The organism is Pseudomonas syringae, assembly GCF_021606685.1.
In the GTDB taxonomy this organism is placed as follows: Bacteria; Pseudomonadota; Gammaproteobacteria; order Pseudomonadales; family Pseudomonadaceae; genus Aquipseudomonas; species Aquipseudomonas syringae_R.
Map to the genome: position 1 here is coordinate 1 of NZ_WKCB01000039.1, position 23294 is coordinate 23294.

21 protein-coding genes are annotated in these 23294 nt (G+C 60.3%); 19 read left to right on the plus strand and 2 right to left on the minus strand.

Annotation, left to right across the window (positions count from 1 at the left end; genetic code table 11):
• Positions 1–380: 380 nt before the first annotated feature.
• The gene (locus GIW02_RS15870) at positions 381–1601 is read right to left on the minus strand and encodes a CaiB/BaiF CoA transferase family protein (RefSeq protein ID WP_236421939.1); all 1221 of its coding nucleotides are present in this window, start codon (positions 1599–1601) and stop codon (positions 381–383) included.
• Positions 1602–1614: 13 nt separating this feature from the next.
• Positions 1615–2796, minus strand: a complete 1182-nt coding sequence (locus GIW02_RS15875; RefSeq protein WP_236411288.1) for an acyl-CoA dehydrogenase — start codon at positions 2794–2796, stop codon at positions 1615–1617.
• Positions 2797–2952: 156 nt separating this feature from the next.
• Here GIW02_RS15875 and GIW02_RS15880 point away from each other — a divergent pair, with 156 nt between their 5' ends.
• From GIW02_RS15880 to GIW02_RS15970, 19 genes are all read left to right on the plus strand, one after another.
• Positions 2953–3852, plus strand: coding sequence for a LysR family transcriptional regulator (locus tag GIW02_RS15880; protein WP_236411290.1), 900 nt, complete (start codon positions 2953–2955; stop codon positions 3850–3852).
• Between the two features lie 452 nt (positions 3853–4304).
• The gene (locus GIW02_RS15885; protein ID WP_236411291.1) at positions 4305–5426 is read left to right on the plus strand and encodes a Re/Si-specific NAD(P)(+) transhydrogenase subunit alpha; all 1122 of its coding nucleotides are present in this window, start codon (positions 4305–4307) and stop codon (positions 5424–5426) included.
• Positions 5427–5441: 15 nt separating this feature from the next.
• Positions 5442–5762, plus strand: a complete 321-nt coding sequence (locus tag GIW02_RS15890; protein ID WP_003187417.1) for an NAD(P) transhydrogenase subunit alpha — start codon at positions 5442–5444, stop codon at positions 5760–5762.
• Entirely contained in the window at positions 5762–7198 is a 1437-nt protein-coding gene (locus tag GIW02_RS15895) for an NAD(P)(+) transhydrogenase (Re/Si-specific) subunit beta (RefSeq protein ID WP_105699076.1), read from the plus strand. The genes GIW02_RS15890 and GIW02_RS15895 overlap by 1 nt, the downstream gene beginning before the upstream one ends.
• Positions 7199–7377: 179 nt before the next feature.
• On the plus strand, positions 7378–8871 hold the full coding sequence (locus GIW02_RS15900) for an acetyl-CoA hydrolase/transferase family protein (RefSeq protein ID WP_236411293.1): 1494 nt from the start codon (positions 7378–7380) through the stop codon (positions 8869–8871).
• A 318-nt stretch (positions 8872–9189) separates the two neighbouring features.
• Complete coding sequence (locus GIW02_RS15905; RefSeq protein WP_032885015.1) at positions 9190–9405, plus strand: DUF1127 domain-containing protein; 216 nt, start codon at positions 9190–9192, stop codon at positions 9403–9405.
• Between the two features lie 336 nt (positions 9406–9741).
• The gene (locus GIW02_RS15910; RefSeq protein ID WP_236411294.1) at positions 9742–10062 is read left to right on the plus strand and encodes a DUF2388 domain-containing protein; all 321 of its coding nucleotides are present in this window, start codon (positions 9742–9744) and stop codon (positions 10060–10062) included.
• A 102-nt stretch (positions 10063–10164) separates the two neighbouring features.
• Positions 10165–10473 carry a DUF2388 domain-containing protein gene (locus GIW02_RS15915; RefSeq protein WP_236411296.1) on the plus strand — a complete coding sequence of 103 codons (309 nt, stop codon included), beginning with the start codon at positions 10165–10167 and terminating at the stop codon, positions 10471–10473.
• 39 nt (positions 10474–10512) lie between these two features.
• A complete protein-coding gene (locus tag GIW02_RS15920; protein WP_131699555.1) occupies positions 10513–10833 on the plus strand; it encodes a DUF2388 domain-containing protein in 321 nt (106 codons plus the stop codon).
• Positions 10830–12791, plus strand: coding sequence for a DUF7844 domain-containing protein (locus GIW02_RS15925; protein ID WP_236411297.1), 1962 nt, complete (start codon positions 10830–10832; stop codon positions 12789–12791). The genes GIW02_RS15920 and GIW02_RS15925 overlap by 4 nt, the downstream gene beginning before the upstream one ends.
• Positions 12792–13166: 375 nt before the next feature.
• Positions 13167–14474, plus strand: a complete 1308-nt coding sequence (locus tag GIW02_RS15930) for a CitMHS family transporter (protein WP_159932315.1) — start codon at positions 13167–13169, stop codon at positions 14472–14474.
• A 65-nt stretch (positions 14475–14539) separates the two neighbouring features.
• A complete protein-coding gene (locus GIW02_RS15935; RefSeq protein ID WP_236411298.1) occupies positions 14540–15307 on the plus strand; it encodes a TerC family protein in 768 nt (255 codons plus the stop codon).
• Positions 15308–15519: 212 nt separating this feature from the next.
• Positions 15520–17178, plus strand: coding sequence for a Na/Pi cotransporter family protein (locus GIW02_RS15940; protein ID WP_236411299.1), 1659 nt, complete (start codon positions 15520–15522; stop codon positions 17176–17178).
• 57 nt (positions 17179–17235) lie between these two features.
• Positions 17236–18618, plus strand: coding sequence for a M16 family metallopeptidase (locus GIW02_RS15945; RefSeq protein ID WP_236411300.1), 1383 nt, complete (start codon positions 17236–17238; stop codon positions 18616–18618).
• A 72-nt stretch (positions 18619–18690) separates the two neighbouring features.
• Positions 18691–19722, plus strand: a complete 1032-nt coding sequence (locus GIW02_RS15950) for a DUF5924 family protein (RefSeq protein WP_236411301.1) — start codon at positions 18691–18693, stop codon at positions 19720–19722.
• Positions 19723–19776: 54 nt separating this feature from the next.
• On the plus strand, positions 19777–20925 hold the full coding sequence (locus GIW02_RS15955) for an MlaE family ABC transporter permease (RefSeq protein WP_236411303.1): 1149 nt from the start codon (positions 19777–19779) through the stop codon (positions 20923–20925).
• Positions 20922–21725 (plus strand): ATP-binding cassette domain-containing protein, encoded by an 804-nt coding sequence (locus tag GIW02_RS15960; RefSeq protein ID WP_236411304.1) that lies wholly within the window; start codon positions 20922–20924, stop codon positions 21723–21725. Before GIW02_RS15955 ends, GIW02_RS15960 begins: the two co-directional genes overlap by 4 nt.
• 1 nt (position 21726) lies before the next feature.
• The gene (locus tag GIW02_RS15965; protein WP_101265194.1) at positions 21727–22665 is read left to right on the plus strand and encodes an MlaD family protein; all 939 of its coding nucleotides are present in this window, start codon (positions 21727–21729) and stop codon (positions 22663–22665) included.
• Positions 22662–23273 (plus strand): ABC-type transport auxiliary lipoprotein family protein, encoded by a 612-nt coding sequence (locus GIW02_RS15970; protein ID WP_236411306.1) that lies wholly within the window; start codon positions 22662–22664, stop codon positions 23271–23273. The genes GIW02_RS15965 and GIW02_RS15970 overlap by 4 nt, the downstream gene beginning before the upstream one ends.
• The last annotated feature ends 21 nt before the right edge of the window (positions 23274–23294 follow it).

The window sequence follows — 23294 nt, forward strand, 5'->3', positions numbered from 1 at the left end:
AAGATTTCTTCAACAACTTCAACCACTTGCGCTTCCGATCTCTCGTTAGCGGGAGGCGAATTCTACAGCGTTACACGCTGCTGTCAACACCTCTTTTTCTCCGCTTTCGACCGAGAAGATCGAAACGTTAATAGAGCCAAACAACACCGCTCTACCAACTCCTTCTGGGCTTGAATGAACTCAAGCAACTCGCTGTCGAATCTCGCATAACTCTTTGTTTACCAAGGAGTTTTCCGTTTCGACTGCGCCGGAAGTGGGGCGAATTATAGACTTCCAGAATCTGCCGTCAACCCTTAATTTTGCTTTTCTATCAATTAGTTAGGATTGATTAAAAAACAACCAAGACAACACCCCTAACGCTTCTATATAGAGGGAAAGCCTCAGATAACGCCCGCTTCCTTTAAGGCAGCCACATTCGCCGCCCCTAACCCCAACACATCCTTTAGCACCTGAGCCGTATGCTCCCCTAATAGAGGAGGCGCACTTCGATACTCCACAGGCGTCTTGGATAAACGAATCGGGCTGGCAACCTGGGGCACCATGCCCGCCAACGCATGAGGCAACTCCAATGCCAACCCACGCGCCTTGACCTGTGGGTCGGCAAACACCTGGTCCAGATCATTGATAGGCCCGCACGGCACACCGACTTGCTCCAGCGATGCCACCCACTCGGCCGTCGTCTTGAAGACCGTCGCCTGGCGAATCAACGGAATGAGCTCTGCGCGGTTGGCCACCCGCATCGTATTCGTAGAGAACCGCGGATCATCCGCCCACTGCGGTTGCCCGGCCACTTGAGCAAACTTGCGAAACTGGCCGTCATTCCCCACCGTCAGGATGAAGTCGCCATCGGCCGTAGGAAAATCCTGATAAGGGACGATGTTCGGATGAGCATTGCCAAGGCGCTTGGGCGATACCCCTGTGGTCAGATAATTCATGGCCTGGTTGGCCAGGCAAGCTACCTGCACATCCAGTAGCGCCATATCGATATGCTGCCCGCCGCCGTCATGGTCCCGGTGAGCCAGTGCGGCCAGGATCGCCACCGTCGAATAAAGCCCGGTGAGGATGTCCGTCAAGGCCACCCCAACCTTCACCGGCCCAGCCCCCTCATCACCCTCGGGCCGGCCAGTCAGGCTCATCAGCCCCCCCAGCCCCTGAATCATGAAGTCATAACCAGCGCGCGCCGCATAGGGCCCGGTCTGACCGAAGCCGGTGATCGAGCAATAGATCAACTCCGGGTTGATCTCCTTCAGCGACTCATAGTCCAGCCCATACGCTGCCAGGCCGCCGACCTTGAAGTTCTCGATCAAGATGTCCGACTTGGCGGCCAGGTCACGTATCAGCTTCTGCCCCTCCGGCCGCGTGAAGTCGATGGTGACCGACTCCTTGTTGCGGTTGGCCGAGAGGTAATAAGCCGCCTCACTGGTGTTCTCGCCATAAGCGTCTTTCAGGAAGGGCGGGCCCCAGGCACGCGTGTCGTCGCCATTAACCGGCCGCTCGACCTTGATCACCTCAGCGCCAAGGTCGGCCAGTATCTGCCCGGACCAAGGGCCCGCGAGCACTCGCGATAAATCCAGTACCCGTAGATGCGAAAGCGCGCCCATGCTCATGCTCCTATTAATAGAAGGCCTGCAGACCGGTCTGCGCGCGCCCGAGAATCAAGGCGTGCACGTCGTGGGTACCTTCATAGGTGTTCACCACTTCGAGGTTGACCAGATGCCGCGCCACACCAAATTCGTCGGAAATACCGTTGCCGCCCAGCATGTCCCGGGCCATGCGCGCGATGTCCAGGGACTTGCCGCACGAGTTACGCTTCATGATCGAAGTGATCTCGACCGCCGCCGTGCCCTCGTCCTTCATCCGCCCCAGACGCAGGCAACCTTGCAGGGCCAGTGTGATTTCGGTCTGCATGTCGGCCAGCTTCTTCTGGATCAGCTGAGTAGCCGCCAAAGGGCGCCCGAACTGCTTACGGTCCAGGGTGTATTGGCGCGCGGTGTGCCAGCAGGCCTCAGCAGCCCCCAACGCCCCCCAAGAGATACCGTAACGCGCTGAGTTGAGGCACGTGAAAGGCCCCTTCAGGCCGCGCACATCCGGGAAGATGTTCTCGTCCGGCACAAACACGTTGTCCATGACGATCTCACCGGTAATGGAGGCCCGCAGCCCGACCTTACCGTGAATCGCTGGCGCGCTCAGACCCTTCCAGCCCTTCTCCAGGACGAAGCCGCGGATATCGCCCGCGTCATCCTTGCCCCACACCACAAACACATCAGCGATCGGGCTATTGGTGATCCACATCTTTGCGCCCGTCAGGCTGTAGCCGCCATCCACCTTACGTGCGCGAGTAATCATCGCGCCCGGGTCAGAACCATGGTCAGGCTCTGTAAGCCCAAAGCAACCGATCCACTCACCCGAGGCCAGCTTGGGCAGGTACTTCTGCTTCTGGGCCTCAGTGCCAAACTCGTTGATCGGCACCATGACCAGTGAGGACTGCACACTCATCATCGAACGGTAACCCGAGTCGATCCGCTCCACTTCACGCGCAATCAGCCCGTAGCTCACGTAGTTCAAGCCACTGCCACCGTACTGCTCTGGAATCATGGCGCCCAGCAGCCCGGTTTCGCCCATCTCGCGAAAGATCGCAGGGTCGGTCTTTTCATGCCGGAAGGCTTCGAGTACGCGGGGCGCCAACTTGTCCTGGGCAAATTGCTCAGCACTGTCACGCACCATGCGCTCTTCTTCGGTGAGCTGTTGATCCAGCAGCAGCGGATCGATCCAGTTGAAGCTTGCCTTGCCAGCCATGAGTCAGTCCTCGTTCATAAAGCAGAAGTCGTGCTAGGAGCCTAGGCCGGGGAGAGGCGGAGGGCAAACGAGGTTTTTGCATAGGGTTGTGCTAATTTCTCACTTCGAAACGTTTTATAAGGGCGCCGACGCGCTTTATCAGTGAGCACACAGTACATGCGCAGAAAAATCCCCAGCACCACCGCCCTTGTCAGTTTCGAGGCTGCAGCCCGTCACGAAAGCTTCACCAAGGCGGCGCACGAGCTTTCCATCACCCAGGGCGCCATTTGTCGACAGATCGCCAGCCTCGAGGAGTTTTTGAGTGTCGAGCTGTTTCGACGCTCACGTCGCGGCGTCAAACTGACGGAAGCGGGGCTTTCCTATAGCCGCCGCGTCGCCACACAGCTGGATGCAGTAGAGCGCGACACCCTGTCGGTGATGGGACAGCAGGGCGCCAATGTCATCGAACTGGCTGTGGTCCCGACCTTCGGCACGCAGTGGCTGATACCTCGCCTCAAGGACTTCCAGCGCAAGCACCCTGAAGTCACGGTCAACCTCACCAACCGGACGCGACCGTTTCTGTTTGCTGACACCGAGTTCGACGCAGCGATCTACTTCGGCGACGCCGACTGGCCAGGCACCGAATCCCACCGACTGATGGGAGAAAACCCGGTTCCCGTGTGCAGCTCGCGCCTACTGGGCAGCCGCAAGCAATTCAGCCCGCAGGAGATTGCAGAACTCCCGCTGCTGCAGCAGACCACCAGGCCCTACGCCTGGCGCCAGTGGTTCAACGCCCAGCAGTTGAACGTGCCGCGCGACATGACAGGGCCGCGTTACGAGCTATTCTCGATGTTGTCCCAGGCCGCCATGCATGACATGGGGATTGCGCTGATCCCACCGTTTCTTATCCAAAGAGAGCTGGAAGAGAAACACTTGGTCATCGCAAGCCCCGAGGCGTTGAACAGCTCGAAGGCTTATTACTTGATGATTCCAGAAAGAAAGGTCGAATCCGCCTCACTGCACGCATTCAGAGACTGGCTGATCGACCAGTCACAGCGCTACAGCCCCAGCATATAAAGGAAATTCCGAATTTATTGACCCTGTAGTCAGTTAATTTGAAAGCCTACAGATATACGTATATGTCGCGTTTAAGCAGACTGTACCTCTCGTTTGAAAATAAGGCTCAAAGCCATGATTCTTCTGGCTTGTAGCGACTATCAGCGGTCAATGCGCGACTATTCACGGTAGCCATGGCGCAGATACGGATAATTGCCTGAACCCCTTTAAACACATGTATTTAAAGAGGTTATTTCGAGACATTGCGACAATCAGTCACAGGGTGACTTGTAGTTAATTTTTCGTCACCCGTCATAATCCCTTGAAGGCCGTAAAGTTCGCCTGCAAAATGCCGCGCCCCGCTGTCATTTCGGCGGGATCGTGCTGATCGGCCGCCCCAGCTGCGCCACCCACGGTGCACTGGCCTTTTTACAAAAAGATCAAAAGCAAAAAGATCATGCAGGAGATTTGACGTGCACATTGGTGTTCCTCTCGAAACCCAGACCGGTGAAACCCGGGTGGCTGCCACCCCGGAAACCATCAAGAAGCTGATCGGCCAGGGCCATAAGGTCACTGTACAAAGCGGCGCCGGCATCAAAGCCAGCATCGTCGACAGTGCTTATGAAACGGCAGGCGCAACCATTGGCAGCGCCAACGATGCGTTTGGCGCCGAGCTGATCCTCAAGGTGGTTGCCCCCAGCGACAGCGAACTGACGCTGATCAAAAGCGGCACCGTATTGGTAGGCATGCTCAATCCGTTCAGCAACGAAACCATTGCCAAGCTGGCCGAGCAGGGCATCACCGCCTTCGCGCTGGAAGCCGCGCCACGCACCTCAAGGGCGCAGAGCCTGGATGTGCTGTCATCGCAGGCCAACATCGCCGGCTATAAAGCCGTATTGCTCGCCGCCCATCACTACCCACGCTTCATGCCGATGCTGATGACCGCCGCCGGTACGGTGAAAGCCGCGCGCGTGCTGATCCTCGGCGCCGGTGTTGCCGGCCTGCAGGCCATCGCTACGGCGAAGCGCCTGGGTGCAGTGATCGAAGCGTCCGACGTACGCCCAGCCGTGAAAGAGCAGATTGAATCCCTCGGCGCCAAGTTTGTCGACGTGCCCTACGAAACCGACGAAGAACGCGAATGCGCCATCGGTGTCGGCGGTTACGCGCGGCCGATGCCTACTAGTTGGATGCAGCGCCAGGCCCTGGCCGTGCACGAACGCGCCAAGCAGGCCGACATCGTGATCACCACTGCGCTGATTCCCGGCCGCAAGGCACCGACCCTGCTCAGCGCCGACACCGTCGCGCAGATGAAGCCCGGTTCGGTAGTGATCGACCTCGCCGCCGCCCAAGGCGGCAACTGCCCGCTGACCGTCGCCGACCAGGTCGTAGTGGAAAACGGCGTGATCATCTGCGGCCCGACCAACCTGGCCGGTGCCGTTGCAGCCGACGCGTCAGCTTTATATGCGCGCAACCTGCTGGACTTCCTCAAGCTGGTCTTCAACAAGGAAGGGCAGTTTGAACTCAACCTCGAAGACGACATCGTCGCCGCGTGCCTGATGTGCCGCGACGGCCAAGTCATCCGCAAAAACGCCTAAACAGGGATTCAGACGATGGAAGAGCTTATCTCCCCCGGTATCTACAACCTGATCATCTTTGTGCTGGCGATTTATGTCGGTTACCACGTGGTCTGGAACGTTACACCCGCGCTGCACACGCCGTTGATGGCGGTGACCAACGCGATTTCAGCGATTGTGATCGTCGGCGCCATGCTGGCCGCCGCGCTCACCGTCACCCCGCTGGGCAAGACCATGGGCACCCTGGCCGTGGCGCTAGCGGCGGTCAACGTGTTCGGCGGCTTCCTGGTGACGCGCCGCATGCTTGAGATGTTCAAGAAGAAAGCCCCGAAAGTAAAAGAAGAGGCGCCCAAGTAATGAGCATGAATCTGGTCACGACGCTCTACCTGATCGCGTCGATCTGCTTTATCCAGGCTCTCAAGGGCCTGTCGCACCCCACCACGTCGCGGCGCGGCAACCTGTTCGGCATGCTCGGCATGGCGCTGGCGGTGCTCACCACCGTGGGCCTCATCTATAAGCTCGGCGCTGAGCTGGCAACCGCCGGCATCGGCTACGTGATTGTCGGCCTGCTGATCGGCGGCACCGCCGGTTCGATCATGGCCAAGCGCGTAGAAATGACCAAGATGCCGGAGCTGGTCGCGTTCATGCACAGCATGATCGGCCTTGCCGCGGTATTCATTGCGATTGCCGCCGTGGTCGAGCCGCAATCCCTGGGCATCGTCAAACACCTGGGCGATTCGATTCCTGCCGGTAACCGCCTGGAGCTGTTCCTCGGCGCAGCGATCGGTGCCATTACCTTCTCCGGTTCGGTGATTGCGTTTGGCAAGCTGTCGGGCAAGTACAAGTTCCGCCTGTTTCAGGGCGCACCGGTACAGTTCGGCGGTCAGCACAAACTGAACCTGGTGCTCGGTCTGCTGACGCTGGGTCTGGGCCTGGCGTTTATGTTCACTGGCAACCTGACGGCTTTCGCCCTGATGCTGGCACTGGCCTTCGTGCTGGGCGTGCTGATCATCATCCCGATCGGCGGCGCCGACATGCCGGTGGTGGTGTCGATGCTTAACAGCTACTCCGGTTGGGCTGCAGCGGGGATCGGTTTCTCGCTGAACAACTCGATGCTGATCATCGCCGGCTCCCTGGTAGGCTCCAGCGGCGCGATCCTGTCGTACATCATGTGCAAGGCGATGAACCGTTCTTTCTTTAATGTACTGCTCGGCGGTTTCGGCAATGCGCCGGATGCCGGTGCTGCTGCAGGCTCGAAGGAAGCACGCCCGGTGAAATCCGGCTCGGCTGACGATGCCACCTTCCTGCTGACCAATGCCGACACTGTGATCATCGTCCCTGGCTATGGCCTGGCAGTGGCTCGGGCGCAACACGCGCTCAAGGAACTGACCGAGAAGCTGACCCACCACGGCGTGACCGTGAAGTACGCGATCCACCCGGTGGCAGGCCGCATGCCCGGCCACATGAACGTCCTACTGGCCGAGGCAGAAGTGCCCTACGACCAGGTGTTCGAGATGGAAGACATTAACTCCGAATTCGGACAGGCCGATGTGGTACTGGTGCTCGGCGCGAACGACGTGGTCAACCCGGCCGCCAAGAACGACCCGAACTCGCCGATTGCCGGCATGCCGATTCTGGAAGCATTCAAGGCCAAGACCATCATCGTCAACAAGCGCTCGATGGCCAGTGGTTATGCCGGTCTGGATAACGAACTGTTCTACCTGGACAAGACCATGATGGTCTTTGGTGATGCCAAGAAGGTCATCGAAGACATGGTCAAGGCCGTCGAATAACACTGCTTCAGCGCAATACCCGAAACCCCGGCCTCGCGTAGGCTGGGGTTTTTTATTCCTTCATGAAACCCGACCAAAGGCTCTAAATCGCTGCTCGGCATTCGACCATGGTAGCGGGCCGAAATTTTTTGAAATCACTACACTGCCCACCTTGCTTCCGTAGCCTGAGATAACAATTCATGTACCGTGATCGTATCCGCTTGCCTTCGTTGTTGAACAAGGTCATGAGCGCGGCAGACGCCGCCGCACTGATCGAGGACGGCATGACCGTCGGCATGAGCGGCTTCACCCGTGCCGGTGAAGCCAAGGCCGTCCCCCACGCCCTGGCCGAACGCGCCAAGACTTCCCCGCTGAAAATCACCCTGATGACCGGCGCCAGCCTGGGCAACGACCTCGACAAGCAACTGACCGAAGCCGGCGTGCTCTCGCGCCGCATGCCGTTCCAGGTCGACAGCACCTTGCGCAAGGCAATCAACGCTGGCCAAGTGATGTTTATCGACCAGCACTTGTCGGAAACCGTCGAGCAACTGCGCAACAACCAGCTCAAGCTACCCGACATTGCCGTGATCGAAGCCGTCGCGATCACCGAACAAGGACACATCGTGCCGACCACCTCCGTGGGTAACTCGGCCAGCTTCGCGATTTTTGCCAAGCAGGTGATCGTCGAGATCAACCTGGCGCACAACCCGAACCTCGAAGGGCTGCACGACATCTATATACCGACCTACCGGCCCACGCGCACGCCGATCCCGCTGGTCAAGGTCGATGACCGTATCGGCAGTACCGCGATCCCCATCCCGCCGGAAAAGATCGTCGCCATCGTGATCACCAACCAGGCCGATTCGGCCTCCACCGTCACGCCACCTGACGCCGATACCCAAGGCATCGCCAACCACCTGATCAACTTCCTCAAGCAGGAAGTGGACGCCGGGCGCATGACCAACAAGCTCGGCCCGCTGCAAGCCGGGATCGGCAACATCGCCAACGCGGTGATGTGCGGCCTGATCGAATCGCCGTTCGAAGACCTGACCATGTATTCGGAAGTGCTGCAGGACTCCACGTTCGACTTGATCGACGCCGGCAAGCTGAGTTTCGCCTCGGGCAGTTCGATCACCCTGTCGGAACGGCGCAATGCTGATGTGTTCGGCAACCTGGAACACTACAAGGACAAACTGGTGCTGCGCCCGCAGGAAATCTCCAACCACCCGGAAGTGGTGCGGCGCCTGGGCATCATCGGCATCAACACCGCGTTGGAGTTCGACATCTACGGCAACGTCAACTCAACCCACGTCTGCGGCACGCGGATGATGAACGGTATTGGCGGCTCCGGTGATTTCGCGCGCAACGCCCACCTGGCAATCTTCGTCACCAAGTCGATCGCCAAAGGCGGCGCGATTTCCAGCGTAGTGCCAATGGTCAGTCACGTGGACCACACCGAGCATGATGTCGACATCCTCGTGACCGAGGTGGGCCTCGCCGACCTGCGTGGGCTCGCGCCACGGGAGCGGGCTCGGGTGATCATCGACAACTGCGTGCACCCGGCCTACCGCGATGCATTGAACAGTTACTTCGACGCGGCCTGTGCGATTGGCGGGCACACTCCACACATCCTCCGTGAAGCACTGAGTTGGCACATCAACCTGGAAGAAACCGGGCATATGCTCAACGGTTGATTGATACAGATTCGAGCTGATGCAAACACAGTTTCATCAGCTCGACAGTTCCATCCTCACATATTGAAAAAACTGTACTGCTGTACTGGTCTTTTCCTACTGAAATATCCTACTCCCCTGCCTCAAAATGCCGATTTCGCACTATTTAAGTGCAGACAGGTACAGTTGCCCCAATTACGTACAGTACAGCCCCTTCAAACAGTTAACTGCGCCCTCACAATACAGGTGAACTGTATCTAGAGAGTCTTGCGTCGGAGGAGGATCATTGGCATCAGTTAAACCACTACCTAATCCCGCCACAAGCGGAAGGATGTCATCATGGAACGTACACTCAGTTCCGAACTGTTCTTCGAAGAAAAAGCTGTAAACACCCAGGCTTCCATGCCTCTGCGCGTTCTTGCCAACCTGATGTTGTGGCAGCGCCGCATCTCCAGCCGCCACCAACTGGCTCGTCTGGATTCGCGTCTGCTGGCTGACGCCGGTATCAGCGAAGCTCAACGCTACGAAGAGCTGAGCAAGCCGTTCTGGCGCTAATTGGCGCTCGCTGGCCCTGACCCACCGGGTCCACCGCCAGCACTGATTTGTCAAAACAAAGCCCGCCCCGGGAAACCGGAGGCGGGCTTTGTTGTTTGCAGGATTCGCCCACGAATCGGCACTTTCCAGCCAGACAGGCACAGTTAACAGATATTTGATTATTACCAGTACAGTTATCCGATACATATAAAAGCTACGCGAATGGATAAACGTCGGCTTAATATCCAACCATCACGTGGCGAACCTCGTAGGACAGGCGTCTGAAGCCTATGGCAGCGGTGCTCGTTCAATCTCCGCGCTACGCCCACCTTAGTATTCATTTACAGGAGTCACCCCATGTCCCGTCTTCGCCTGCTCAGCGCAGCCGCCCTGTTGGTCCTGGCTACCAACGCCCACGCGACCAGCTTCATCGTGACAACCGACTCCATCGTCGGCGCCCTGAAAGCCACTTCCGACGCCACCTCCGATGCCACCTCGTCGCTGCGTGACAATAAGGTCGTGCGCGCCGCGCGTGACGACGCCGCCAGCTTTGTCGCCAGCGAAGGCGCCATTCGTGGCGTGAAGCTGGAAAGCGCACTGGCACAGATCCGCCAACAAGCACCACAACTGAACACCGCGACGGACGCACAACTGGCCCAGGCGATCCTGGCCATCTGAACCTGAGCCAGGCAGGGAGCGCCCGCCGCTCCCTGACACCTTCACTGGCTCTCGCCCGGGCATTGCGCTAGCCTTGGCGCTCGTTTTCAGTTGTCGAGTCCCATGGCTTTTTCAAACCGTCTGTTACTAGCATCCGTACTGTTATTTACCGGTGGGTCGCCAATGGCTTGGGCCTTTGACCTGACCACCCAAAGTACCGTCGCGAGCGCGTACGCCACCAGTAAGGTGACCTCCGCCCCCTTCGACAGAAAAGTCGTCGTGGCCGCTCAAGATGACGCTGCTGCCTTCATCGCCACTGGCGGTCAATGGCGGGGAGCACGGCTGGAGTCAGCGCTGGATTACCTGCGCCACACCCAACCAAAACTTAGCGCCAGCGACCTTGAACTGGCGCAGGCAATTCTCGTCCAATAATCATCTTTGTATTTCCATCTTTGTAATTGGAGTCATTACATGCGTAGCCCGCTGATCGCCGCCACCCTTGGCCTGCTGTTGTTGGCCGACGTTGCCCAGGCGCAAACCCTGGTGGCCACCAGTAACATCATTGTTCGCGCTTCCGGCCGTACCATTGATTTCACTTCGGACACCACGACTTCCATCCGCGACTCCAAAGTCGTGCGCGAAGCGCATGATGACGCTGCCAGTTTCGTCGCCACCAACGGTGAGATCCGCGGCGCACAGCTGGAAGCCGCCTTCGATACCCTGCGCACCCGCCTGCCGGAAGCGCGTGACGCCAGTGACCAGACCCTCGCCGAAGCCATTCTCGCTCTGTGAGGCGCCTCACCGCCTGGCTCCTGGTCGGGGCTGTGCTGCTGTGTGCCAACGCAGCCCAGGCCAGCCTGCAACTGCGGCTCAAGACCGATGGCTTGAGCCCGGCCGAACAGCAGGCCAGCCAGGCATTGCTTGATGAAGCGCTGCGCTCGCTGCCGCCGCGCTTTATCGAACAACTGGACCGAACCATAGACGTCGGCTGGACCGACAAGATGCCCGAGAACGCCTACGGCCAGGCCTCCCTGGTGTCGGAGCTGGACCTCAACCGCAACCTGCTGGCCAGCCTGACCGACGGCAGCGCCGCCACCCAGAAAACCAATCGCCCCCACGGCACCGTGCGCCGGGAAATGCTCGCCACCGTGCTGCATGAACTGACCCACATCTATGACCGTGCACGCCTGTGGTCCAAAGACGAGCGCACGCTCATCCAGCGCTGCAGCCGCCAGAACAACATCACCGGCCTGATCGGCCTGCCCGATCAATGCCGTGGCCAGAACGACCGGCGCTTTACTCTCAGCGACGACCCACGCCTGCTGGACCTTGCCGGCTGGCCGCAATATGTCGGCCGTCGCGGTGAGCGTGAACAGCACAACCGTCAGATCGTGCGCAGCCCGGACATCTACGAAACCACCAGCCCGCTGGAGTTCGTCGCGGTCAACATGGAGTACTTTCTCCTCGACCCGAGCTACGCCTGCCGTCGCCCCGCGTTGTTCCGCTATTACAAGGAACACTTCGGCTGGGCCCCGCCCGACCAGGACACCTGCGCCAAGAGCTACGCATTCCTCAACGCCGGTAATGATTTCGCCAAGACGCCCCTGGGCCACGTCGACCCGGAGCGAGTCTACGAAATCGACTACCTGCTCGCCGAAGCCAACCAGAACCTGGTAAGCCGCTGGGGCCACAGCATGTTGCGCCTGGTGATCTGCGCGCCGGGCCGCCCGCGTGGCCCGGATTGCCGGCTGGATCTGGACCAGCACCTGGTGCTGTCCTACCGTGCCTTTGTCGGTGACGTACAGCTGTCGAGCTGGGACGGCCTGGTCGGCAAATACCCGTCACGGCTGTTCGTCCTGCCGCTGGCTCAGGTGATCGACGAATACACCAAGACCGAGCTGCGTGGCTTGGCGTCGGTGCCGCTGAAACTCACACGCCAAGAGATCAACGACACTGTCGAGCATGCCGCCGAAATGCACTGGAGCTACGACGGCAGCTACTTCTTCCTCTCCAATAACTGCGCCGTCGAAAGCCTCAAGCTATTACGCAGCGGCAGCGCCAACCCGCAATTGACCGGGCTGGACAACATCACCCCCAATGGCCTGCTCGAAGTCCTGCAAGCCCGCGGCCTGGCGGACACCAGTGTACTCAACGACAAACGCGAGGCGTTGCGCCTGGGGTATCACTTCGACTCCTTCCGCGAACGCTACCAGGCGATGTTCGATGTGCTGCGCAAACACCTGCCGATCAAACAGACCCAGGTCGAAGACTGGCTGTCCCTGAGCGCCGCAGAACGCCGCCAGTGGTTCGACCAGGCCGACCTGCGCACCAGCGCCGCGCTGTTGCTGCTGGAGCAGGCGAGCTTTCGCAAACAGCTGATGCTGGCCCAGGACGAAGTCAAACAACGCTATCTGGGTGCCCGCGAGCTGAAAAACGGCGGCATGGAGAAGGCCAACGCCACGCTGCAACAAATCCTCGCCAACAGTGGCTTCCTCAGCCGCCCGGCGGAACTGCTGGGCAGCGGCGGCTATGGGCTGCCGCAACCGTCGGAGGCCAAGCGCCTGGAATCGGAAAGCGCCGAGCGCCAGAAGCAGCTGCAATCGCTGACCGGCGAGCTGGATAAAGAGGTGAGGGCGCTGCTGGAGCCTTCCCGCGCGGCCGAAATTGCTGCCTGTGAAGCCAACCTCAAACAAGTCGGCGAGCACTTGCGCAAGCTGCACAAGGCTGCGGGCGGCCTCGAACTGCCCTGACACCCAGGCCTGAACACAGTCCAAATGTAGGAGGGGGCTTGCTCCCGATAGCGGTGGATCAGCCAATGAATCTGGTGGCTGACACTCCGCTATCGGGAGCAAGCCCCCTCCCACATTTGACCTATGAATGTCTGAAGACCGTGCGTCCGCCCACCCTCACCTGTTTGCTCAGCGAAAGCTGGCTGAAAGCTTCCCCGTCTAGGATCGCCCCACTGCCGGCAACAGACCGGCCGTTAACAACAACAATGGTGATCCTGATGTCCGCTCGTACCCGCCTGTTCGCCCCAACTCCACCCGTACGCCTCGTGCCTTTCGTTCTGCGCTGACCCCAACCGGTTCGCCATTCCCTAGCCGCGCTACGCCTGGAGTACTCCTATGCTGACTTTCCTTGGCTTTGCCATGGTCATCACGTTCATGTTCCTGATCATGACCAAGCGCCTGTCCGCGCTGATCGCGCTGATCATCGTGCCGATCCTGTTCGCGCTGTTCGGCGGTTTCGCACCCAAGATCGGCCCAATGATGCTCGAAGGCATCACCAAGCTCGCGCCGACCGGCGTGATGCTGATGTTCGCCATCCTCTACTTTGCCTTGATGATCGACTCCGGCCTGTTCGACCCGGCCGTGCGCAAGATCCTCAAGATGGTCAAGGGCGACCCGCTCAAAGTCTCGGTCGGCACCGCCGTACTGGCACTGGTGGTGTCTCTGGACGGCGACGGCGCGACCACTTACATGATCTGCGTAGCCGCCATGCTGCCGCTGTACCAGCGCATCGGCATGAGCCCGCGGATCATGGCTGGCCTGATCATCCTCGCCGGTGGCGTGATGAACATGACGCCTTGGGGTGGCCCGACCGCCCGCGCCGCCAGTGCGCTGCATGTGGACCCCTCGGACATTTTCGTACCGATGATCCCGGCCATGGCCGCGGGTGTGGTGGCGATCCTGGTCATCGCCTATATGTACGGCAAGCGCGAACGTGCACGCTTGGGCGAGTTGCACTTGCAAGGCGACGAGATCGACCATAGCGAAATCAGCGTGTCGCAATTCCCGGACGCCCGTCGTCCCAAGCTGATCTGGTTCAACGGCGCCCTGACGCTGGCCCTGATGTGCACGCTGATCGCCGGTCTGTTGCCGCTGCCGGTGCTGTTCATGGTGGCATTCAGTATCGCGATGATCGTCAACTACCCCTGCCTGCAACAGCAAAAAGACCGCGTCGCCGCCCATGCTGGCAGCGTTCTGGCGGTGGTGGGGCTGATCTTCGCAGCCGGCATCTTTACCGGCATCCTGTCGGGTACCGGCATGGTCGACGCCATGTCCAAAAGCCTGCTGGCGGTCATCCCTGAAGCCATGGGCCCGTACCTGGCGGTGATCACCGCACTGGTGAGCATGCCGTTCACCTTCTTCATGTCCAACGATGCGTTCTACTACGGCGTCTTGCCGGTGCTCGCCGAAGCGGCCAGCCACTACGGCATCTCGGCCGTGGAAATGGCCCGCGCGTCCATCGTCGGCCAGCCTGTGCACTTGCTCAGCCCGCTGGTACCCTCCACCTACCTGCTGGTGGCCCTGGCGGGTATCGAATTTGGCGATCACCAGCGCTTCACCCTCAAGTGGGCAGTACTGGTGTGCCTGTGCATAATGTTCGCCGCATTGCTGATGGGGATTTTTCCGCTGTTCAGCACTCTATAATCGTACCAACTCAACCGCGCGGCGCTGCAGCTTGCGCGGTTTAACACTTGCTCAAAGGAATACACATGGAATGGCTGACCAATCCGGAAATCTGGATTGCCTTCTTCACCCTGACGGCCCTAGAGATCGTCCTGGGCATCGATAACATCATCATGATTTCGATCCTGGTCAGCCGCATGCCCAAGCATATGCAGGCGCGCACCCGGATCTTCGGCCTGGCGCTGGCCATGGTCACGCGAATCCTGTTGCTGCTGTCCATCACCTGGGTCATGCAACTGACCGCCGACCTGTTCGTGGTCTTTGGCCAGGGCATTTCCGGTCGTGACCTGATCCTGTTCTTCGGTGGCCTGTTCCTGCTGTGGAAAAGCTCCCAGGAGATGTACCACGCCCTGGAAGGTGAAGACGAAACCCAGGAAGAACCGGGCGGCAAGGGCGGCAAGTTCATCTACACCATCATCCAGATCGCGATCATCGACATCGTGTTCTCGCTGGACTCGGTGATCACCGCCGTCGGCATGGTTTCCCATGTACCGGTCATGGTCGCGGCGATCGTGGTTGCCGTCCTGGTGATGATGCTGGCAGCCGGCACCATCAGCGAGTTCATCGACAAGCACCCGTCGCTGAAGATGCTGGCGCTGTCGTTCCTGCTGGTGGTGGGTACCGTGCTGATCGCCGAATCCTTCGACGTGCACGTGCCAAAAGGCTACGTCTACTTCGCCATGGCGTTCTCGCTGGCAGTGGAAGCGGTGAACATCAAGATGCGTACCGCCATCGCGAAAAAGAAGAAACAGCAGGACCCTGTGAAACTGCGCAAGGACATCCCGGGTCAATAATCTTGGTCCGCTGCTGAAAATGGGGCGTTCGCGCCCCATTTTTTCATCTGCAAAAAACTGATTTCATGACAGTTTTGTTTCAATCCGTACTTTAGCTATGCGATGCTGGCACGAAACCCATTCGCCAACTACAGCTTAACTACAAGACGTAGAGCGGCACGCGGCAATTCTCATTTGCTCCTGTTGGAGTACACCCACACGGGGGGCCGAGCATGCTGACCTTGCTCAATCTGCTTTCCGCCGTGACCCTGCTTATCTGGGGCACGCACATCGTCCGTACCGGCATCCTGCGGGTCTACGGTTCCAATTTGCGCCAAGTCATCGGGCAGAACATGTCCAAGCGCTGGCTGGCGTTTGTCGCCGGTATCCTGGTGACCGCCATGGTACAGAGCAGCAACGCTACGGCGATGCTGGTGACTTCCTTCGTTGGCCAGGGCCTGATGGGGCTGATGCCCGCCCTGGCAACCATGCTCGGCGCCGACGTCGGTACGGCGCTGATGGCCCGAGTGCTGACATTCGACTTGTCGTGGCTGTCGCCGCTGCTGATCTTTCTCGGTGTGATCTTCTTTCTGTCGCGCAAACAGACGCGGGCAGGGCAGTTGGGCCGAGTGGGGATCGGCCTCGGGCTGATCATCCTGGCGTTGCAATTGATCGTCGAAGCGGCCGGACCCATCACCCACGCCCAGGGCGTGAAAGTGCTGTTCGCATCGTTGACCGGTGACATCCTGCTCGACGCCCTGGTTGGCGCCTTGTTCGCGATGATTTCCTACTCCAGCCTGGCCGCCGTCCTACTGACAGCCACCCTGGCCGGTGCCGGCGTGATCGGTCTGCACGTGGCCATCGGCCTGGTGATCGGCGCCAATATCGGCAGCGGCGTGCTGGCCTTCCTCAGCACCAGCATGCAAAACGCGGCCGGGCGTCAGGTGGCCCTGGGCAGCCTGTTGTACAAATTGATCGGCCTGCTGTTGATCATCCCGGTGCTCGACCCGCTGGTGCTGTGGATGGATGGCCTGGACTACAGCGCCCAAGGCATGGTCATCACCTTCCACCTGCTCTACAACGTCAGCCGCTGCCTGATCCTGCTGCCGACCATCGGGCCGATGGCACGCCTGTGCGCCTGGTTGCTGCCGGAACAAGCAGAGACCAATGGCAAAGCCAAACCCCGTCATCTCGACCTCGCTGCCCTGGCCACGCCGAGCCTGGCACTGGCCAACGCCGCGCGGGAAACCCTGCGCCTGGGCGACCTGATCGACAACATGCTCACCGCGATGCAGGAAGTGCTGCGCGGCAAACAGACGGCCATCACCCAGGAAATGCGTAGCCTCAGCGATGACGTGGAGGCCCTGTACAGCGCGATCAAACTCTACCTGGCCCAAATGCCCCGCGAAGACCTCAGTGAACACGACAGCCGCCGCTGGGCCGAGATCATCGAATTGTCGATCAACCTCAAGCTCGCCGGCGACTTGATCGAACGCATGCTGCGCAAAGTCCAGCAGCAGAAGACCTCCCAACGCCGGCAGTTCTCGGAAGTGGGCCTGGAAGAACTCAGCGGCCTGCACAGCCAGCTGATTGCCAACCTGCGCCTGGGCCTGTCAGTGTTCCTCAGTGCCGACCCGGAAAGCGCCCGACAATTGCTGCGTGAGAAGCGCCGCTTCCGCGCCCAGGAACGCCGCCTGGCGCACGCCCACGTCAGCCGCCTGCAACGCAAGATCGTGCAGAGCCTGGAGACCAGTTCCCTGCACCTGGAACTGATTGCCGACATGAAACGGCTCAACTCGTTGTTTTGCAGCAGTGCTTATGTCGTGTTGGAAACGTCCGACACCGGCGCGCTCTCCGCCGAAGATATTGCCGACATCACACATTCGCCCTGAACGGATGAGGGCCCGTGAAGTCAGTTAAAGCTGACCTCACTCGCCAGGAAGCTAGTTATGCGTCGCCTGTTGTTCGCTTGCCTGCTCATGGGTTCTGCCCACGTCTTCGCCTTTGACCGCCTGCAAGTCGAGGGTTACACCTTGCCCAACGGCCTGCAATTGCTGCTCAAACCGGGCACCGAACGCGGGCACGTGGCCATCCGCCTGGTGGTGGGTGTTGGCCTGGATGACTTTGGTTGCGAAGAGAAAGAGCTGCCGCACTTGCTCGAACACTTGCTGTTCAGCGGTATAGACGGCGGCGGCGAGGGCGACCTGGAAGACCGCATGCAAGCCCTGGGCGGCGAGTGGAACGCCTACACCAGCAACGCCGACACCACCTTCGTAATCGAGGCGCCTGCGCAAAACCAGCGCAAGGTGCTCGACCTGCTGCTGGCCATCATCACGCGTACCGAGCTGACCGACGCCCATATCAACGCCGCCAAGCAGGTGGTCGAGCGCGAAGACGGCGGCCACTATTCACACCTGCAACGCCTGCTCGACCGCCAGGACCTGGGCCACACCGCGAGCAATCAATTGGCGGTCGAGCTTGGGCTTAAATGTGCGGAACGCGCCGAGGTCGATCACTTGACCCGAGAACAGTTGGAGAACCTGCGCAAAAATTGGTACGCCCCTAACAACATGACGCTGATCATCGTCGGCGACCTCGACAAATTGCTGCCCGCCTATCTGGAACGCACCTATGGCCAACTCGATCCGGTGGAGCCCACCGAGCACCCGTCGCTGCCGCACATCCAGCACACCGCCGCAGGCCATCGCGAGCTGATCCACGGCTGGGTCGGCGACAGCGCCAAGCTGCACTGGTTGTTCCCCGAGCCGGTGCTGGATGACCAGTACGATGAAACCTATGACCTGCTCAAGGATTATCTGGACTGGGCGCTGTACCGACAACTGCGACTCAAACACGGCTTGTCCTACGGCCCTTGGAGTAAACGCGAGGTGCTCGGCGGCGTCGGTTTCCTCAGCCTGAACGCCGACCTGGAACGGGAAAGCCTCCCCGAGGCCGAACAGGTGCTGCAAGACCTCAAGGCGCAATTACTCAAAGACGGCCTCGACCCCAAGGTATTCGCCCGCCTGCAACAAGCCGCCATCGCCCGCCAAGCGTGGGCGGTGCAGGGCAACAGTGCGCTGGCCGACTATTACTGGAGCGCTGCAGCGGACTACAACAACGGCCGTTTCAGCGACCCGGTCAAACGCATCAAAGCCGTCACCCTGGAGCAGACCAACCAGGCCATGCGCCAAGTGCTCGATCAACCCGGCTATTGGCGCGTCGAAAAACCGCTGCTGAGTTATGACACCCTCAGCTGGATCGGCGGCGCGGTGCTCGGGCTGATCGCCATTGTGTTGATCGGTGTGCGGGTTTATCGCAAACGGATCGCGTAATGAGGCACCGGACACCGGGCCAAGACGTTATTCTGTCTGGGATTTTCTCCTACAAAGACTGCGAACCGCCGAATGCAAAACGTGACCCGCTTAATCACCCGCATCCTCGAACTGATGAAGCGCTACCCAGGGGTGATTGCACTCGGCGGTTTCATTTCGGGCGTGTGCAGCTTCATCCTGGTGGATCGCCAGCAGGGCATGGCCAGCTGGATCGCAGTCATCATGCTGGTGAGCTGGCTGTGGCTGATGCTGGAAAACAGCTTTACCCAGCTGTTCACCAAAGTCTTCAAACGGGAAATACCCGAACCGCTGTTGCGCTACGCGACCCAGATGATCCACCAGGAAAGTCTGTTTTTTGTGTTGCCGTTCTTTTTCGTTACCACCGCCTGGAACAGCGGCCAATCGGTGTTCACCGGCCTGCTCGGTGCCGCCGCACTGGTGTCGATCATCGACCCGCTGTACTACAAGTGGCTGGCGCCCAAGCGCTCGCTGTTCCTTGCCTTGCACACCCTGACCCTGTTCGCCGCGCTGCTCACTGCGCTGCCGATCATCCTGCACCTGACCACCGCCGAAAGTTACAAACTCGCCCTTGGCGTGGCCATGGCGTTGTCGATTCCAAGCCTGGCGGTGAGCTTGCCGCTGCGCAGCCTCAAAGGCTGGGCGATGCTGCTGGGGGTCACGGCCGCGATTGGTTGCGCCGGGTGGTTCCTGCGCAGTTGGGTGCCACCCGCGACCTTGTGGATGACCGAGGTGGCCATCAGTACCCAACTGCAAGACCGCACGCCGGGCGATGACCTCAAGGAAGTCAACGCCGCCCAACTGCGCAGCACCGGCTTGTACGCGTACACCGCAATCAACGCACCGCGCGGGCTGGATGAGCGGATCTACCACGTGTGGAAATTCAACGGCAAAGAAGTCGACCGCATCGCCCTGGATATCCACGGCGGACGCAAGGAAGGCTATCGCGCCTGGACCCACAAACAGAACTTCCCGGCCGACGCGGTTGGCCGCTGGCAGGTGCAGGTGTTGACCGAAGACGGGCAGGTGATCGGCGTACTGCGTTTCAAAGTGACGGACTCAGCACAAACGGACAATCCAAAGTAGGCCGGATCGTGCTATTACGTAGGGATTGTGGATAGCCAGACAAGCTCGGAGCTTATGACCAGTAGCACTACGGCCGGCGCCGCCCAACTTGATACATCCGCCACCCCTCCCTTGCTCAGGATTACGGGGGACTGGACGCTTGCCCACTACGCCAGCCTGAAGAAGCTGTCGGACACACTCGACGGCCAATACGACGCCGGCGCGCGCATCGACCTCAATGGCCTCGGTGCTCTGGACACCGCCGGTGCGTCGCTGCTGGTGGAGTTGCTGGGGCCGACCCGTATCGAGCAATCCGCCGAGCAGACCGATTGCAGCCTGTCCGTCGCTGACCGCGCGCTACTCAAGACCGTCTACCGCTCTCTCAACGATTTTTGCGTGCCGGAAAAAGCCCCCGAAGAAGCCGCCGGCATCCAGGTGCTGGCGCGTATCGGGCGGGCAGTGGACACGGTGTGGCAGGACAGCAAGCAACTGCTGGGTTTTATCGGCCTGATCCTCGAAACCTTCGCCCGCGGTATTTTCCGGCCCAAACGCTGGCGCCTGACCCCGATGGTTGCGCACCTGGAGCAGGTCGGCCTCGACGCCGCGCCCATCGTGGCCTTACTGACCTTTCTGGTCGGCGCCGTGGTGGCCTTTCTCGGTGCCACGGTACTCAAAAGCTTCGGGGCGACGATTTTTACCGTGGACTTGGTGGCGTTCTCTTTCCTACGTGAATTTGGCGTATTGCTCACCGCAATCCTGATCGCCGGCCGCACCGCCAGTGCGTTTACCGCACAAATCGGCTCGATGAAGGCCAACGAAGAAATCGACGCGATTCGCACGTTGGGCCTGGACCCGATGGAGCTGCTGGTACTGCCACGCGTGTTGGCGCTGTTGGTGGCGCTGCCGATGCTGACCTTCCTGGCGATGCTTTCGGGGATTATCGGCGGTGGGGTGGTGTGTGCCGTGGCGCTGGATATTTCGCCGGCGATGTTTCTGTCGCTGCTGCAATCGGACATCGGCGTGCAGCATTTCCTGGTGGGTATGGTTAAAGCGCCGATCTTTGCCTTCCTGATTGCCGCCATCGGCTGCCTGGAAGGCTTCAAGGTCAGCGGCAGCGCCGAGTCGGTGGGCGCCCACACCACCTCCAGCGTGGTGCAATCGATCTTTGTGGTAATCGTGCTGGACGCGGTCGCTGCGCTGTTCTTCATGGAGATGGGCTGGTGAGTCGCTTACACCGTGCGCCCGCCGAGGCGGTGATTGAGGTGCGGGGCCTGTGCAATCGCTTTGGCACTCAGAGCGTGCACGAGAACCTCGACCTGGACTTGTACAAGGGCGAGATTCTCGCCGTGGTCGGCGGCTCCGGCAGTGGCAAGTCGGTGCTGTTGCGCAGCATCGTTGGCCTGCGTCGGCCCAGCGAAGGCGAAGTGCGGGTGTTCGGCAAGAACCTGCCGAACCTGTCGGAGCATGAACGCTCGCTGGTCGAGCGGCGCTTCGGCGTGCTGTTCCAGAAGGGCGCGCTGTTTTCCTCACTGACCGTGACCGAGAACGTCGCACTGCCGTTGATCGAACACGCCGGCCTCAGCCGCCGCGATGCCGAGCACCTGGCCGCCGTCAAACTGGCCCTGGCCGGGCTGCCGCTGTCGGCCGCCGACAAGTACCCAGCGTCACTGTCTGGCGGCATGATCAAGCGCGCCGCCCTGGCCCGCGCGCTGGCATTGGACCCGGACATCCTGTTTCTCGACGAACCCACCGCCGGCCTCGACCCGATCGGCGCGGCGCAATTCGACCAACTGATCCTGACCCTGCGTGATGCACTGGGCCTGAGCGTGTTCCTGGTCACGCACGACCTCGACACGCTGTACACCATCACCGATCGCGTGGCGGTGTTGGCGCAGAAGAAAGTGCTGGTGGCCGATGCCATCGATATCGTCTCGGAAACGGACGACGCCTGGATTCACGAATATTTCCACGGCCCCCGGGGCCGCGCGGCATTGGATGCCGCTCAACCGCTCAACGAGGTATGACATGGAAACCCGAGCCCATCATGTGATGATCGGTCTGTTCAGCGTAATCGTGGTGGTCGGCGCGATGCTGTTTGGCCTGTGGCTGGCCAAATCCAGCGTCGACAGCGCCTTCCAGGATTACGAAGTGATCTTCAACGAGGCGGTCAGCGGCCTGTCCCAGGGCAGCTCGGTGCAGTACAGCGGGATCAAGGTGGGCGACGTTATCAGCCTGAGCCTGGACCCTAAGGACCCGCGCCGTGTACTCGCTCGCATCCGCCTGGCCGGCCAGACGCCGATCAAGGAAGACACCCAGGCCAAGCTGGCACTGACCGGCATCACGGGCACCTCGATCATCCAGCTCAGTGGCGGCACCCCGCAAAGCCCGGAACTCAAGGGCAAGGACGGCAACCTGCCGCAGATCATCGCGTCGCCATCGCCTATTGCGCGGCTGCTGAACAACAGCAACGACCTGATGACCGGCATCAACCTGCTGCTGCACAACGCTAACCACATGTTCTCTTCAGAGAACGTCGACCGCCTGAGCAAGACCCTGGACAACCTGCAACAAACCACCGGCGCCATCGCCGACCAACGCGGTGACATCAAGGTGGTCATGCAGCAACTGATGCAAGTGAGCAAACAGGCGAGCGCCGCCCTGGAGCAAACCACCACGCTGATGCGCAACGCCAACGGGTTGCTCAACGATCAAGGCAAGCAGGCCTTTGGCAGCGCCGAGCAGGCGATGAAATCCCTCGAACAGAGCACCGCGACCATCAACACCTTGCTGACCAACAACAAGGACTCAGTGAACAGCGGCATGCAGGGCCTCAACGAGCTGGCACCGGCCGTGCGCGAACTGCGCGAAACCCTCGGCTCGTTGCGCGCCATTTCCCGCCGCCTGGAAGCCAACCCCAGCGGCTACCTGCTGGGCAGCGACAAGAACAAGGAGTTCACGCCATGAAGCGTGCTTACCAAATGATCGCCCCTGTGGCGTTGGCCCTGATCAGTGCGTGCTCGATCCTGCCCAAGGCCGACCCTACGGACGTGTACCGCCTGGCCTCGGCCCAGACCACCCATCAAGGCGCGCCAGTGGCGTGGTCGCTGCGTGTGAACAAACCACAGACCAGTGAGTTTCTCGACAGCCCGCGCATTGCCGTGGTGCCCAATGGCGACCTGATCAGCAGCTATGCCAACTCACGCTGGAGCGATCCGTCGCCGGTACTGTTGCGCAACCGCTTCATGGATGGCTTTCAACGCGATGGTCGGGTGACGCTGCTGAGTACCGACGACACCAACCTGCAGTCTGACTATGAGCTGGGCGGGCAATTGCAGGCGTTCCAGAGTGAATACCGCGGCAGTGCGGTGGAGGTGGTGATTCGCCTGGACGCGCGGTTAGTGCGCGGGAGTGATCAGCGGATTGTGGCTAGCCGGCGGTTTGAAGTGAGGCAGCCGGTGAGCGATACCAAGGTGCCGGCGGTGGTCGCCGGGTTTGGCCGGGCGGGGGATCAGTTGAACCAGCAGGTGGTGGATTGGGTGGTGCAGCAGGGCAATACAGCACCGAAACATTGAGGGCCTCATCGGGGGCAAGTC